At 35.2% G+C, this 15,520-nt stretch carries 15 protein-coding genes; 7 read left to right on the plus strand and 8 right to left on the minus strand.

The window, feature by feature from the left end; translation table 11 throughout:
• Positions 1-529 precede the first annotated feature (529 nt).
• The 3 genes from AFL22_RS22210 (at position 530) to AFL22_RS23850 (ending at position 2,912) form a co-directional block, all read left to right on the plus strand.
• On the plus strand, positions 530-922 hold the full coding sequence (locus AFL22_RS22210; protein WP_052272172.1) for a hypothetical protein: 393 nt from the start codon (positions 530-532) through the stop codon (positions 920-922).
• A gap of 18 nt (positions 923-940) precedes the next feature.
• Complete coding sequence (locus AFL22_RS22215; RefSeq protein ID WP_052272173.1) at positions 941-2,032, plus strand: relaxase/mobilization nuclease domain-containing protein; 1,092 nt, start codon at positions 941-943, stop codon at positions 2,030-2,032.
• Positions 2,033-2,327: 295 nt separating this feature from the next.
• The gene (locus AFL22_RS23850) at positions 2,328-2,912 is read left to right on the plus strand and encodes a DUF4755 domain-containing protein (RefSeq protein WP_052272174.1); all 585 of its coding nucleotides are present in this window, start codon (positions 2,328-2,330) and stop codon (positions 2,910-2,912) included.
• Positions 2,913-2,983: 71 nt separating this feature from the next.
• Here the strand turns inward: AFL22_RS23850 and AFL22_RS22225 are convergent, their stop codons facing one another.
• The 8 genes from AFL22_RS22225 to AFL22_RS23695 form a co-directional block, all read right to left on the minus strand.
• Entirely contained in the window at positions 2,984-5,311 is a 2,328-nt protein-coding gene (locus tag AFL22_RS22225) for an NB-ARC domain-containing protein (protein ID WP_052272175.1), read from the minus strand.
• Between the two features lie 364 nt (positions 5,312-5,675).
• The gene (locus tag AFL22_RS22230; RefSeq protein ID WP_052272176.1) at positions 5,676-6,089 is read right to left on the minus strand and encodes a hypothetical protein; all 414 of its coding nucleotides are present in this window, start codon (positions 6,087-6,089) and stop codon (positions 5,676-5,678) included.
• Between the two features lie 88 nt (positions 6,090-6,177).
• On the minus strand, positions 6,178-6,588 hold the full coding sequence (locus tag AFL22_RS22235) for a hypothetical protein (protein ID WP_052272177.1): 411 nt from the start codon (positions 6,586-6,588) through the stop codon (positions 6,178-6,180).
• Positions 6,589-8,220 (minus strand): DNA-binding protein, encoded by a 1,632-nt coding sequence (locus tag AFL22_RS22240; protein ID WP_052272178.1) that lies wholly within the window; start codon positions 8,218-8,220, stop codon positions 6,589-6,591.
• Positions 8,217-9,530, minus strand: a complete 1,314-nt coding sequence (locus AFL22_RS22245) for a tyrosine-type recombinase/integrase (protein ID WP_052272179.1) — start codon at positions 9,528-9,530, stop codon at positions 8,217-8,219. The genes AFL22_RS22240 and AFL22_RS22245 overlap by 4 nt, the downstream gene beginning before the upstream one ends.
• A complete protein-coding gene (locus AFL22_RS22250) occupies positions 9,517-10,737 on the minus strand; it encodes a site-specific integrase (protein ID WP_052272180.1) in 1,221 nt (406 codons plus the stop codon). The genes AFL22_RS22245 and AFL22_RS22250 overlap by 14 nt, the downstream gene beginning before the upstream one ends.
• Before the next feature lie 324 nt (positions 10,738-11,061).
• Positions 11,062-11,673, minus strand: coding sequence for a hypothetical protein (locus tag AFL22_RS22255; protein WP_052272181.1), 612 nt, complete (start codon positions 11,671-11,673; stop codon positions 11,062-11,064).
• A 40-nt stretch (positions 11,674-11,713) separates the two neighbouring features.
• On the minus strand, positions 11,714-11,926 hold the full coding sequence (locus tag AFL22_RS23695) for an AlpA family transcriptional regulator (RefSeq protein ID WP_072123995.1): 213 nt from the start codon (positions 11,924-11,926) through the stop codon (positions 11,714-11,716).
• A 309-nt stretch (positions 11,927-12,235) separates the two neighbouring features.
• Between AFL22_RS23695 and AFL22_RS22260 the strand changes: the two genes are divergently transcribed.
• The 4 genes from AFL22_RS22260 to AFL22_RS22280 are packed head-to-tail and all read left to right on the plus strand — an operon-like array spanning position 12,236 to position 15,409.
• The gene (locus AFL22_RS22260; protein ID WP_052272182.1) at positions 12,236-13,387 is read left to right on the plus strand and encodes a radical SAM protein; all 1,152 of its coding nucleotides are present in this window, start codon (positions 12,236-12,238) and stop codon (positions 13,385-13,387) included.
• The gene (locus AFL22_RS23700; protein WP_072123997.1) at positions 13,377-14,021 is read left to right on the plus strand and encodes a 3'-5' exonuclease; all 645 of its coding nucleotides are present in this window, start codon (positions 13,377-13,379) and stop codon (positions 14,019-14,021) included. Before AFL22_RS22260 ends, AFL22_RS23700 begins: the two co-directional genes overlap by 11 nt.
• Positions 14,021-14,596 (plus strand): AAA family ATPase, encoded by a 576-nt coding sequence (locus tag AFL22_RS23705; RefSeq protein WP_072123998.1) that lies wholly within the window; start codon positions 14,021-14,023, stop codon positions 14,594-14,596. The genes AFL22_RS23700 and AFL22_RS23705 overlap by 1 nt, the downstream gene beginning before the upstream one ends.
• Complete coding sequence (locus tag AFL22_RS22280) at positions 14,597-15,409, plus strand: aldo/keto reductase (protein ID WP_052272186.1); 813 nt, start codon at positions 14,597-14,599, stop codon at positions 15,407-15,409. It abuts the gene before it with no gap.
• Positions 15,410-15,520 lie beyond the last annotated feature (111 nt).

The raw sequence follows: 15,520 nt of genomic DNA on the forward strand, positions 1-15,520 counted from the left end.
AAGAAGTTGAAGAAGTTGAAGAAGTTGAAGAAGCTGTAGTTAAGACAAAAGAAACCCTCATTGAAGAAATCGTGAAAGAATTAAAACTGTTAACGATCCTGAGAAAAAAGAAAGATTCTAGAAATCTTTAAAATACCATTTTCCCAGTATAAAGCTTGTGATTAATGATAACCCCACAAAAATATCGATAACAATTACAAGCCCTATCAAAGTAGGAAAAATGTATGATAAAATATTTAGTAAAATCATAAATATATAAACTTCATTCTTTGACATAGCCTTTCCTCAAATATTTTATTTTATATATAACTCTAAAAAATAAAATGTCAATTATCTATTTTAGCAAGGGCTAACTCATAGATGCTCCGCATCTTTGAGTTGCCTTGCTTTTTCCGCCCTTCGGTTGAAAAAGAAAGATCAAAGCAAAAAAACACCAAACCCAACCCATTGACGCGATTGATGTTTGTGGTATTTATTATAGTTAGCATATGGATATGCTATTAATGAAATAATATCAAAAGGAGTTGATATGAAAGAAAAAAATATTATTTTTGACGATGAGTTCCCTTCTACATTTACCAATGACCCTGCCGTTAAAAAATTACCCCCTAATCGTCTTCGCAAACACTCAGTGACTGTCAGATTAAATGAGATTGAGCTGAGCAAAGTAAACCAGTCCAGAGGGAAGCTCAGCAAAAGCTGTTGGCTGAGATCTTCAGCTCTTCAGCAACTTCCCCCTTCTGTTCCCGAAATCAACAAAGAAGCCTGGCAAGAACTTACTGGTTCGCTACAGAAACTGAATGATCTTACTTCGTTCCTGCTTCGCAGAGGTAAAGATGCTCAGCCGCTATCGCAGGAAGTAAGCGCTTTAAAAGTGAAACTGTCGCATGTGAGAGATGCTCTGCTGACATTCGAAAAGTGATCATCCAAGATGAAGGGTATGAATAAAATCAAAAGGGGTAAAAACTTCCGAGGTGTCATCTCTTATGCGCTTGCCCCTGCTCCTCATCATAAGACTACACCAGTAGTGATTGGTGGCAATCTTGTGGGCATGACTGTAGACCAGCTGACCGCTGAGTTCGCAAACACTCAGAAGCTAAGAGAGGATGTTACTAAACCAGTTTGGCATAACTCCCTTCGTCTCCCAGTCGGTGAATCAATCACAAATCAACAATGGAGAAACATTGCTGACGATTACATGAAGCGAATGGGATTCTGTGACACTCACCTCCGTTGTTATGTCCTACACAATGATGAACCTGGTCAGCACATACACATCATTGCTTCTCGTATAAACGTTTTAGTAGATGGCCAGCTCTACTTGGGTAGGAACGAGAATCTCGTCAGCACAAGAATCATACAAGGACTTGAGCGGGATCATCAGCTCACAAGAACGAAAGGTCCCTCTCCTACTAAACAGCCCCAGAAGCAAAGTAAGCTCACTCGTAACGAAAAGATGATGCAAGAGAGGACCGGAGAGAAATCTTCTAAAAAAGTGATACAGGAAGCTATAGATGCGATCCTGACCTTCTTCGATACCATCACTATCGAAGACTTCATATATGAATTACAAAAGCAAAACATATCAGCGAAAGCAAACATCGCATCTACTGGCAAGATGAACGGTTTTTCATTTGAGCATCAGGGAGTCGCTTTTAAGGCATCACAGCTCGGTAAGGCATACAGTTGGTCAAACATGAGTAAGCGAATCACCGTGACTCAACCAATAGAGGCTGTCGCTCCTGAATCGATTGCCGACAAAGAAAACGTTTCGAATCCAATTGAAGTTCACCCCACAGCTACACCCCTTACGGCAAATTCCAGAGAACATATCCGGTCTCGCTGGTTGCAGTGGATACCTTACCTTGAAGAGCTTGTTGCCAGTTTAAAAGCTGTTGGCTCAACGATTCTCAATCCTCTCAAAAGAAATGTCATCTATGCCGCAATACGAACCGGCAACTCCGAAACACCAAAGATTTCAGAACTAAATTTTCAAAATTCAGCGATAAAAAACGTCCTCAAACGACTTTAAAGATCTAGTTTTCAGTGAGTTAAAACCACTCACTAAGTCAAACTCAATAAATATTTTCATTCAATTTCAAATTGATAGACAAAAACGATCGATCGCTTTCGCTGATCAATCACGAACACATGATAGCTATAAACTATCAAAAGAAAGCGATCGATCGGTACAAATGATTTGCTAGACACTCATTCCAGGCCGTAATGTAACTTCAAACGAAGCGATATAGCCCACTGATTTATCAGCAAAATAAGCTGAAGGATCAGTGCGCTCCAAATCCAACGAAACGATACTGGATGGTCTTATGACAACAATGACTGAAGTTAAGCAACCTAATTTCCTGATGATGAAAAGAGTATGGATTGCCATCGCTTTACCAATCCTCATTTTTTACTTTTTGGGTATGCAAGGTTTAGTTCAGCTTGCGATGATTTGGGTTTTCGTAAGCATCATGCTATTGATGTTTGCTTATAAAAAATTCCGCATCAAAAAGTGGAATGCCAGCACCAGGGATGTTTTCGGAGAGTCGGACGGCATGTGGAGCCATGAGTTCGGTCCTACCGCAATGAGGCTTGATGAGAAGCGAAAATTGGTCCATCTCAAAGAAGGCGATAAGCAAAAGACCTATCCCTTCTCAGATATCAAAGAATGGCGATACAACTTGTCTACTACGAGACAAAGAACAGGTCTCGATAAGGAAATGGATCGCACCCACGATTTCAAAGAGTCAGGTTTTTATATTGCTGTGGATGATGTTCAGTATCCAGAATGGCGAGTAATGTTCTTTCCCCAAAAGGGTGACTTCAACTCACAAGAAGGCATCCGGGACACGGAGCTTCAGCTTAAGAGATGGATGCATATCTTTGATAAATTAATTAATAAAAATTAAAGTTCATAACCGTTTAGATTAGACTCAAAGCCAGCGATTAAACTGGCTTTAATTTAAAAAAATTTTAACAATCATGCACATTCACGCTGAAACCAATGCCTAAAATCTTCAGCCCTTCGCTGAATAGACTGATCTGCACTACGAGATATAACTTTTATTAGAAATTCACATTTCGACAACTTCTTCCTCAAATATGCATCCTTATAAAAATCAGGAAGATTATCAAATTGGCTCAACATTTTTTCAAGGAAAAACATAGCGTCAGAATACTCACCTTTTTGAGATAAGTTATCAGCTCTTCTGTATGAAATTTGAATTTCAGTATCTTTGAATACCTTAATATTGTGTTCATTTGAATCTTCAATTACAGGCTCAATTGAAGCAAGAATAATCTCGGCCTCATCAAATCTGTGCTGAAACATTAATACCCTTGATAAGGTTAGAGACACTTCGATGGAAGTTGGATCTAAGTCATGTGCGAGTTGAACTTGAGTCAATGCATCATCAACATTATCTTCTTCATGAAGTAAAAATTTGGCAAACCAATAATGAAGCTGGGAAGTGTTAGGAGATAATACTATAGATAATTCATACTGCTCACGAGCATCGCTAACAGCACCATTCTGCTGATGAAGATAAGCCATAACTCGTGCCACTTCAAAATAATCTGGTGAAAGTTTATGAGCCTCGGTCAATAGCTCGTAAGCTTTATCATGGTGTCCATTTCTAATAAAGGATTGAGCATCCCTAAGCATTTTCACAATAACCCTGTCCGATTTGTCCCTAAATTTTATATTTAGAGGGTTGTACTTATCTTCACTTCTAGACATAAGTTGTTGCTCAAAAAGTGCATTTAGCTTGTTTCTTTTGTCATGAATACTTTTTTGGTATGTCTGAGATGGCTTGTGATTTTTCCCTAAATACAGCCTGGCAAGCTCCGAAAGCTGATAAGTTGTTTTAACACTTGCCCCTTTAGTTTTGGAAGACTGAGAGAGCATATTTGTAGACATAAGCTCTTGAATAGATTGATGTGTTTGAAGTGAATCAAAACCAGTTAAATAAGATAATTCAGGCACATCTTTCAATCCTGGTGCACACTGCAAAGCAGCTGTTAAAGTTCTCGCATTTGATGATAAATATTCATAAACGTTTGACATGCAAAAATCTAAAAACATGTGTGAGTTCTGTAATACAGCTTCAGGACTTAAACCAGTTTGAACAGAACTAACAAACCATTTAATATAACTGGGATTACGAGACATACGGTTAACATATGATCTCATTACTTTTTCTTCAATCTTCTGTAAAGAATCAACACCTCTAATCTTAGCAAGTATACGCATCAGTTGAGATGCATAAGATTCATCTATACCTTGCAATTTTACAGGATATTCATATGCTCCAAGACCAATCCTGGATGTTATAATTATCTTACTACCCTGTGGTAAAGCACCGACAAAATCACGGATATTATCATCTAAAATCGTTTCAAGATTATCAATAAAAAGAGCAATTTTGAATGTAGTTAAGTAATCAACTATTTCTTCAAAATTGGACTGATTAGTATTGACTCCAATTATTTGATTAGAAATTTCCTGAATAACACCTATAGAGTCGGTTATAGCCTCTTTAATTTCTTTAATTTCATTTACTGTAATTTGTGTAGTCTTAGAAGACACCCAGACGATAGCATCAAACGGATTTCTCTTATCCTCCAAAATCTCATAAGCGACCTTCAAAGCCAGAGCGGTTTTTCCAACACCACCTTCCCCTACAATTGATATAACTGGAAATGCGCCATAACAAAGTTGCTTAACTTTATTAACAACATCTTGCCTACCAATCAGTCCTGTCTCATCAAAATCGGGAAGAGGCAAATTATGATTTTGCTTTTCATCATCATAATTTTTAATTTCCATTGAAAGTAAAAAGCTTGGATTACTATTGATCTTTTCATTAACCTCTATAAGGTTACCCCAAACATTGGTATTCGAATTAATTATTTTATCACAAATTGAAATTAGCTTAGGGTAATCTTCGACATCTAATGGTCTAATGTGCATAACCCTATTTCTTATTAAGACTAGCGCATCTAAATCTTTAGTAATCGACTTTATAAATTTATATAAATGTTCGGGTATCTCTTTTCCATAGGAGTTAATAACTTGATAAGTATCGCCTAAATCAAAATATTCAATTAGATCAGTCACATCCATATCATCAGTAACGGTTCCAAAATCTTTATCCAATCTTCTTTTTGCTTTTTCTAACAGATCTACGGGTAATTTATTTTCACTGCCCTGAATGTCTAAAATATAATTTTTCACAATCAGTCGCAGGTCTTCTTCTAATGCACAAAGGAGCGCATATACAGACATGCGAGTGAGATTAAATGCCATTTTCTTTTCCTTAATGTCAGTAAATAAAAAACACTATGACATAATAGATAAACAACCACGTAGGAAAATTTGCGATTTTACTCACAAAAACTTAAAAATTTCTTATAAATTAGGCTTTGATATGATTCATAAAAAGCATAAAATCTTAGGTCGAGTCCTCTACTTGTGAGAGTTAACCTCACGGTAAGGAGCTAACATCGATCCTACCTACGTTCAGGGTTCAGGGTTCAGGGTTCAGCAGAAAACAATAAAAACTAGACAAGAGGCTGTAAACACATAAATAAAAATGGCCTATACAAAATCCTGAGGAAAGTAAAAAGCCATTTAAAAAATTAGCAACTCGAAATTAAGCAATAAATTATACTTATATCTTTACTATCTTTAATGAAGAAGAGTTTTTGGGTTCATGAGTGACATTTTTTATACTACTTACGTTTTGGGTTCTAAATACCGCCTCAACTTCATACTCATTCCAGACAATATATTCGACAATGAACTTATAAAAATATAGAACCCTTTCGAGGCTGATAGTATTAGGTATGTTGTTGAAATTAGGGCTAAGTAATGCAGATGAGAGAACAGCAATAATATTACTTGATCCGGTTAAATGAGGATTGTCATAGTCTTGCTGATACTTCAAAAAGTATCCTACACAGAACAGGTAGGCATCTTTTACGATTTTTTCTTTATTGCAGTCTGATTCATCGTATCTAAGAATGAAGCGATTGAGGAGTATCAAAAATTTCTGATCTGGCAAATATCTGTTTAATTTATTCATAGTAGCATCCTTGCTGTTGTGAATGTCATCCTGACACTTAAAGAAATATCATAACATTTAATCATGTCAATAGTTAAAACCTATCAATTTATATTTGAATATCTTTTTTAGGTAAAGGACGGTTAAGCTCTTCGGCTGTCATTTGCTTTAAATGAGAATTATATAGCCATATCTTAAATTGCTCTAAATATCTGTTATTTAATGCTATCAAAGCTTCGTTTTCAGTTTCGAGCCTTTTTATTCTCTGACAAGCAATTTTTAAATTAGCAGGTTTAACCGCACATATTTCTTTCACTCCAGACTTGAGAAGCTTCTTTTTTGAATTAAAACAATCTGCAATTTTAATATGACTACTTAAAGATTGCCTCGAAGGTCTCTTCCCGATGATCTTTATCAACTCGTCGCATAAAGACTCCCAGGTCAGCTTCTCATCGTCATTCCAGGTATTAATAACTTTCATTATCAATTTTTCATCATAACCAGTAATATGTTTAGCCATTTATTCTCCTTTTATTATTTTAGTTTGAAACGCATACCATTTTTCAGCATTGATATTCCCATCATTTTTATCATGATGAGTTTTTTCAATAATATTACTATGCATTACCATTAGTCGTTCATCATCCTTTCCAGAGTCTTGTAAGGGATAATAACTACAAGGCTCAAAAACATATGAGTGCTTGCAGTAACCATGCTTAGTGACGAGCACAGCTCCATCATTCAATAAATCGAAATCAGTTATGTCCATTACAGCTATTTCTTTTTTCCTATGACTGTTACCGGTTCCGATTGAAGTTTTATCTTTCATGAGATTGATCATTTGTAAGTGTGATCGGTGATCATAGGAAACATTTTGTGAGACCAACTTCCTTCCAGACCATCTGGCGATGCTAAACTCGTCCATGCCATTGATTTGAGAAAACGTATTGAGTAGATGTCTTAACTGATGGGTTCTTAGCGAATATGGGCTACCATCTTCGTTAATATAACCGTGTCTTTTAAACAGGTTGGTAGTGCCTTTGATACTTGCAAAAGCATCAATATCCAATCTAAAAAACTGAGCAGTGGGTCTGAACAAAGGTGCCAAATGCTTGTTTGTTTTCTGACATAATTGCCCTTCAAATAACAGACATAAAGTATTCGAATATTTGATTTTCTTTTCTTCATCATACCAGGGAAAATTTTGAGGCTTTTTAGTAAAGAGTTCATGTCTGTATGACTCAGGGACCTTCCCTTCCATCGTTTTTGCAACAAACCTTGGATGGGTGGACAACTTTCTCAACCGGGCTATAGCCTTTTTAGCTACAGGGACCATTACTGAAGGAATCCATTTGATGTCTCCAGCATACCCCTTCGCTGAAAAAAACCTTAAACCATATCGTTCAATGCGGTTCTCATCATGCTCTGTAATCTCACAATCCGCAGGAAGGCTTAATATTTCCGAAATTCGTCCTGGTGCACACATCAGGAGTGCAAGAACAGACGTTGTGAAAATGTCTCTCACAGACAGTTGGCTTTCATCTTTTGAGAAAATCTCCGCAATGGCTATGACGGACTTTATATCTGGTAATTTTGAGTGCCCTTCCAGCGAAGGTTCATAACCTTGCCAACTTTGAGTTATTTTATGCCTTAACGGACTTACCCAAAAAAAGTATGATGAGCTTGTCATTCTGTTTTCACTCAAGAATGAACATAGTTTCTCAAGTTCTTTACCAATTCCTACTGCTTGTGATTTTGTGTATTTAGTAGATGCTATTCTTACACACTCATCAAAAATGTTATTATTACACTTGACTACCTTAGCTTCACCGTATGATTTCAATAATACAAAATCAACGATCTTCAACATTGCCAAAGCATTCTGGTTTGATTTTGACTTGTTAAAAGAATGAATATGAAACATATAAGCTTTAGCAAAATCAATGAAGCTATCATTTAATCTATCTTTGCTATTTCGATTATTTTTCATGTCAAACTTGTTGAATCTGTAACATCCCTTCCATACATTGCTTTCCCATGTAATCGCTAACTTTGAGTTGAATATATTGCTCTTACAAAACTCAATAAAACCTTCAACGTTTAATGATGGATTATTTGTATTTATTGGCTCGAATAAAATCACATTGGTCATTCAGAACTCCATGCTCTAAAGTTTTTGCAGGTAAAACACTCTATGTGTTCGTGATTACAATCAGTGAATCCAAAAGAATTTAAAACATATTCTGTAAAGAGCTTCTTGTTCTGTGTCCTATCGCTACCCTGAAATATCTTCGATAAAGGTTCAAAAAATGAATGAAGTTTCATATCAATATCGTGAACATTATCTGGGCTATTTTTTACGTATATCCCTGATGAGTTAATAGATTTATGGTCTAATGCTTTAGCGATCACTTCAACTGAGGCTCCTTCCTTTGCTAAACGAGATCCAAGGGTATACCTGAATCGTCTTGCATTAAGCCGTATAGCCTCGTTATTTCTTGATGACCAAATGTTAAATTTAGTAGTCAAGATATTTAGTTTCCTTGAGATAAACGAATTCTTCATATGTAAAAAATCAGTTGCCATAATGGTATCTAAACTCTGACCAGACTGAATTGATACGGATTTTTTTACATCCATGAATATAGGTAATTCATTTTTTATATGACCAATACTCTGACTAACACCATCTTCAATATGTTTTTGATTCATATCAATCAAGGTTGTTAGTTTCTCATAAAGGCAATCATCGATACTTACCAAGCTAAACTCACTTCTAAAGTCCTTCCTTTGTTTTACTTTAGGTATATTTAGAAAACAACCTTCTCCCGTTCTGATCAGATCTTTCGCTTTTAAGGACGTTAACTGTAATGGCCTCCTTCCCGTGGTTGCTAAAAGAATCACATAGCAATAAAGATACATAGGAATTTTTTCTTCTTTCAACAAATTGCTGATACTCTCAAGAACGATTTCCAGTTCTTCTCCAGTTAGCGGTCCACTATTTGGATCTCTTCGTTTGACGGCTTCTCCTGTCAAATTAGTTTTAACCTTTATTTTTGCCAGCATTGTTAAAGCTGAGGTTTCAACTCCTACATAACCGAGCTTTTTCCACTTCGTTAGAAACTTCTTTATAGAATTGAGCTTGTAGTTTTTCTCAGGGCCTAAACTAACATTAAATTGATAAACCGCATTAGCATCTATCGTCTTAATGTCTATCATCCCTAACCATTGACTAAAAATCTGGTTTATGTTTTTTGTGTAACCTGCACTGTATTCAGCCGAAAAGTAAGCCAAAGTAGTAAGGTAACCAATACGCATCGACTCTGGCATTTTGTCGGCAATCTTATGTGGGAAAATACAAGTCTCTTTATCTAATTGCCATTTGATATCAGAAAGCTTGAAGCTATACCCCTGCATCGTTGCAAAAACCAGATTCTCTTTTCTTAGATTACATGTTTCCATTATATTGACCCTCAGTTATCTTTTTCAAAGATTCATAAACTCTACCAATAACTTCCTTTTCTTTTTCTGATATATGTTTGAAATTATAGTTTTCAGACATTTTAGAATCTTTTGACCACCCCATGAGATAGCATCTCAATCCTGATTTTCGACTGATTTCCAAATTTGAACTATCCATTTCATTTGAATAGAAATAGTTCCATGAATGCCTCAATCTATGCCCTGATAAATCCTTTAATTCCGGGCTTGCTTTTTTAATAGTTGAAATTATTTTCTCATATGCTGAAACAGATAATGGTTCTCCTACAGTTTTACCTGCGCTATGAGTTACAAATAGGAAGTCATGTTTTTTCTTTTTAGTAATTTTACTTCTACAAGTATGTATGTAATCGAAGATCTCCATCACTAAATCGTCTGATAATGGGATTATCCTTTCGCCAGTTTTGACTAGTGGCTGATTCAGCCTCCGGTCTTCAATGTAGTCATGTCTTCTGAAGATACTCAGTGTGTTATTTCTAAGATTTAGATCATTTACTTTAAGATTTAGTAATTCACCTGCTCTCATCCCACAATTCAGTAGCAAGGTAAAAATGAGCCTGTTCCTCACTTGAACCTCCTTCTGAAAGGGGTTTTGGCTCCCTTCAACTTCCAACAGCTTAAACAGAGTTTTTATTTGTTCTTCACTCAATGATTTGTCTTTTCTGTCGTTCATGCTGTGTGATTTATTTCGTGGGAGATGTGCTCTCAAATTTTCTATGAAAGTATCGATTTCATATCTGGCATGGATTCCCTTCATAGAATGAATCAATCCGCACAACCATTTTAGGTAATTTGAAAAAACGTGTATCCTGTAACTAAAAGTTCTTGTAGCAATCTGCTTTCCTTTGAGTAATCTTACATTCGGAATTTTTTGTTGATCGAATCTTTGCTTTGCATACCGTATCAGGTCATCTACTTCGGCTACACTTAGGAACCGCTTGCTTTCAATCCTATCAACGATGTTGATTTTCCTACTTTTCATAAAATTGCTAAGGATAAGTAGATTCGTTGCGACTATCTCCATCGTTGATGCAGTCGCACTTCTGTTCCTGACATTAGTTGTGAGATAAAGGTTCTGATAGTAAACTGGTAGCAGTGTTTCTTTGTTGAGAATCAAGCAGCCTCGCTCTCCATTACTCATGACAAATTTTTTTATTTTGAATGACATTATAATAACCCTCCGAAAACTTTACATTTAGTAATCACTACGGCTTATCATTATTTTATCGATTTAAATTTTGCAATTTTATTTCGTTATTTTTGTGTTTATTTATAATCCATTTAGATAGTTAAAAAAATTTCTTTCACGTGAAAGAAACCAGTACGGCTAGTGTATTGTAGTCATACCCGATTTAAGAAGAAAAACTAATAAAGCCTTATTGCATAAGTAATACAGCGGCGCCAAAAACTAATTTGGAAAGTATTCTGTTAAGTTTTGATGTTTTTTGATCTTAATACTTTACAATTTTTAAAATCATGAGATTTAAAATATTCATCTTGCCGTTTCCCCATGGTAAATATCTTCTACCTCATTCCAGTATTCCTCTTGGATAACTTTAGCTTTACTGCGGAGTTCATCTCCCATATGAACTACCAATGCTCCTCTTTCCAACATGTCACCCAGCAAAATTTTTGTTATATCTTCAACCGTTAGCTTGAGAAGATTTATGTCATCTGTCATGAATGAATCTTCATCTGGGAGAAGATCCGGCATTGTTTTCACATAATCGTCTAACATCCCTTTTTGCACACTTAAGCTACAGAGCAATACATGGTTTTCGCCCTTTTCTGTCTCTGTTACAGCAATATTAATTTCATTCTGTGTGATTTTCTTCGATAACTTTCTGAGTAGCCTATTACATTTGATCACTGACAGTATGGTTTCATAGATACAGTTTCGACTATCTTTATTTAACTCGGGTAAAACTTGGAATGGATTGTATTCGCTATCTTCGAGGTAATAGCTTAAACAGGCCACGGCTCTCTTACTCAATGTATTCACAGGTAATAACCTGATAGCTTCAGCATCGAAAATCTTATCGAAGGTTTTTTGACTCACAAGCCTTGAAAGGTTTCCAATTTTCAGGAATTCTTTAATTTCCACATTGTCCTCACTTTGTCGATGTTGTTCGTCTGGAGCCTCACTATGAAGCTGTTCTCGAATTGCTAATGGCGTCAGAAATCCACTGATCGATCTCCGCCTCAATAAAGGCCACAGCTCTCGAACCTAATTTGATAGGTTTAGGGAATCTATTTTCGGAAATCAATCGGTAAATCCATGCTTTCTTGTAACCTGTTTTATGTAGCACTTCAGGTAAGCGGATGAGTCGTGTAGCGCTTGGGGTTGTTGTATTCATAATTGTATCTCCTCGTCTGGTCGATGAGTTGATACTAAGTAGACGGGGACAGGCTTTGAAGGGATGTAGTGGACATTGTTTTCTAAAGGCATTCACGCAGCATATTTATCATGAATCTATTTTTTTTATAACATCTCTTGACTAAGGAGATTCATTGTGAAATTAGCGCAAAAGATATCAATTAAAAAATTATCCAACTCAACGGCTTTTAACCAACCGAAACAGGGCTTAGTCCTAATTTTTGTTGAATTTAAAAAAAAACTCATTAATATACATTAGAATAATTTAATAATAACATTTAGGAAAAAAATGAAGCAATTCATAGATATAGTCAGTATCGACCAACTTAAAGAAATCAATCAATCCTTGAAATCAATTGTCGAGTACAGGAAAAGCGGTTTGAGTTTGAACCATATTGTTGGTTGTCCACTTGACTGTAGCTATTGTGTTAGACACCTTTTTGGAAATTTTGAGCAAAGAGTTCCTAAAGCATTATGTAGTGATGAAATGGCTGTTAGATCTCTTATTAATCATATCTATTTCCAGAAAGATATCACGCCTATTCAGTTGTTTAATAGGGCGACTGATCCTATGCTACCTAAAGTAAAAAAGCATACTCATAATGTATTACATCTTTTAGATAATCTTGGTCTAAAGAACAATGTTATATTAATTACACGCTGGAAAGTAACAGAAGATGATTGCAAAAGATTCAATGAATTAAAAAACATCAAACTAACTATATTTATTACTTATTCAGGAATTGAAGATGAAAAAATAGAACCAGTAAATTCCAAAATTGCTTCAGATTCATTAATTATGTTATTTAAAAACTCAGTCAACTATAAAGTCATTCTTTACTGGAGACCTATTATCCCAGGTCTTAATGACACTGACGAAGATCTGTTAAAAATAAAAAATTTAACCATGCATGCACACGCGGTAGTTTTTAGCGGACTATTTTACAGGCATGAAATTTCTGATTATTATAAGAAGAACAATCTGCCTGAACTATATCAAAAAACAATGCGTAGAAAGATACTACCTGAGTATAGTGAAAAAAAGATTCTAAATTTTTTCCGTTCACATAACTCAGATTCTACTCCGATTTTTAGAAAAACATCATGTGGGATATCATTTGTCCATAGACAAGCTGATTATAATGGTCATTTTGGCATTAATGAAATTTGTGATATATGTCCCAAAATGCAAGTTCTTCGCTGCCAGCAAAAATGGCGTAAACCTGATAATGATACTATATTAAATATGTGTAAAGACCTTGGTGCTACTTCTCCCCCCATAATTACTGATAAAGCTATAATTGTTCAAGGTCTTGATGAACAGAAAAGGTATTTTTTACAACATACATTTGAATATCAAGTTCATGACATAGATAAACCCCATTTTTACAAACGTCATGGCAGAGCTGAGACAGGCTGGATCACTAGTGATGAAAAATGAGAAATTAAGTTTACCTCCAGAACCAATACTTTTTGTGGATACAGAGGGTAATGGCCATAGCCCTCCAGATTTAATTGAAATATCAATTCTAAAATCTAATTTAGAGGCTAAGAAAAAAGAAGATATATACAATTGGTTAATCAAACCACCTAACCCTATTAACAGAATAGTAACTAAGATACATGGTTTAAAAAATTCCGATGTAGAAAACTGCCCCGTTTGGGATGAAATAAAAGATGAAGTTCATAGTCATCTCAATGGAGCCTGGCTTATTGCGCATAATGCTAAAGTCGATTATAACATCATCAAAATGCATATCCCTGAGTGGGAACCTGCGGGTATCATTGATACTATGAAACTTGCTAAACATTTTTTGCCGGAAGCTACCAGCTATTCCCTTGAGAATCTTATAAACTTTACAAAATTACACTTTCATAAATCGAAATCTTTTTATAGAGATCAATCGAACTCTTTTCATAGAGCAAGCTATGATGCAAAAGCGACATCCAAATTATTTAGTTATTTACTATCAAAATCAGGTTTTCGAAATTGGAGTGAAGTTTGTGAAGTATGCCAAGTTAATATTTCAAAAAAAAATAAGCCTATACTTCCACAGCAAGGAGAACTTTGGTAATGCAAATAGTGATCGGTATAGCTGGCGCACATTCAACTGGTAAAAGCTCTTTTTGTAAAGCTTTAAGCGATACACTAACAACTATTGGTATAAGAGTTTCGTTGGTTCCATCATTTGGTAAAACAGCATATAATTTGGGAATGCCTTTATTAAAAAAACACGATTACAGTTCCACACTTTGGTTTATTAATAAAACCTCAGAGGAAAGGGAGAAAGCAATGATTAATTCTGAGGTAATCATTGTTGACCGCCCTGAGTTTGATGCACTTGCGTATTGGAATGCAGCAATGGACTTTAGAAAAGAATCTCACATTATCAAGGAAAAAGAAAGTATTGAAAAAATCATTATCGAGCATTCACAATGTTATTCATATTTATTTGCAACCAAATTAGATTCGTTAATTCCACTTGCGCCAGACCGTGACTGCGACCTTGATTTTCGTAAAAGTGTAGATTTTCATTTACATGATTTAAAAACAAGAATGCCTTTTATTTTTTCAACGCTCAAATCTAATCAGCATCAAGAAACAATTTTCAAATTACACAGCGAAATAACTCTAAAATTAGGAAAGTGAATGAATAACTATTTTTTCGGAAATATAGCAGGTAAAAATGTTTGTAGGTTAGGTTACGGTGCTATGAGAATTACAGGTCCTGGTATATGGGGTCCACCCTCAAATGAGAGAGAATTAATCAGCTTATTAAGATTAGCTTCAGAGTTAGGAATACAACATTTTGATACTGCTGATGCTTATGGACCTAATGTTTCAGAAGAAATAATTAAGAAAGCCTTTTATCCATATAGCGAAAAATTATTGATAGCTACAAAAAGTGGTTTCACAAGAGGTGGGCCTGGAGAATGGCAGGCTAATGGAGATCCAAAATATCTTAGAAAGTGTCTTGAAGGCAGTCTGCTTAGATTAAAACTTGAAGCAATTGATTTATACTATTTGCATCGTATCGATGAGGAAATTCCACTTTATGTCCAGATAGATGAACTGTCTAATATGAAGAAAGAAGGTAAAATAAAGAACATTGGGCTTTCCAAGGTTACCTTACAACAGATTGAAGAGGCTAATAAAATAGAAAAAATTGCAGCCATCCAAAATAAATTCAACAGATTATATCAAACGGAATCGCATGAGATAATTAAATGGTGTGAAACTAATAATATTGCTTTTGTACCTTATGCCCCTTTTGGTATTGGAAAGTGCTTAGAAGCAGCCAAGACTAATGATATTTTGTCAAAAAATAGTCAACTGGTCTCTGCTGAAATATCATGGCTACTGAACTACTCTCCAAATCTTTTCCCAATACCAAGTACAACAAATTTGATGCATCTTGAGCAAAATTTAAAATTCATTCAAAATGGTAGTCCTGATTTATGATTTTCATTGCAGCCTGTATTTATAATGACCAGTCTGTAACATTAGGCTTACTTAAATTAGATGCTAAGATTACTTAATAAAACTAAATTTTACAGCATGTTGCCACCAATA

It is taken from the genome of Pantoea sp. CFSAN033090 (genome assembly GCF_001264395.1).
Lineage (GTDB): Bacteria > Pseudomonadota > Gammaproteobacteria > Enterobacterales > Enterobacteriaceae > Pantoea > Pantoea agglomerans.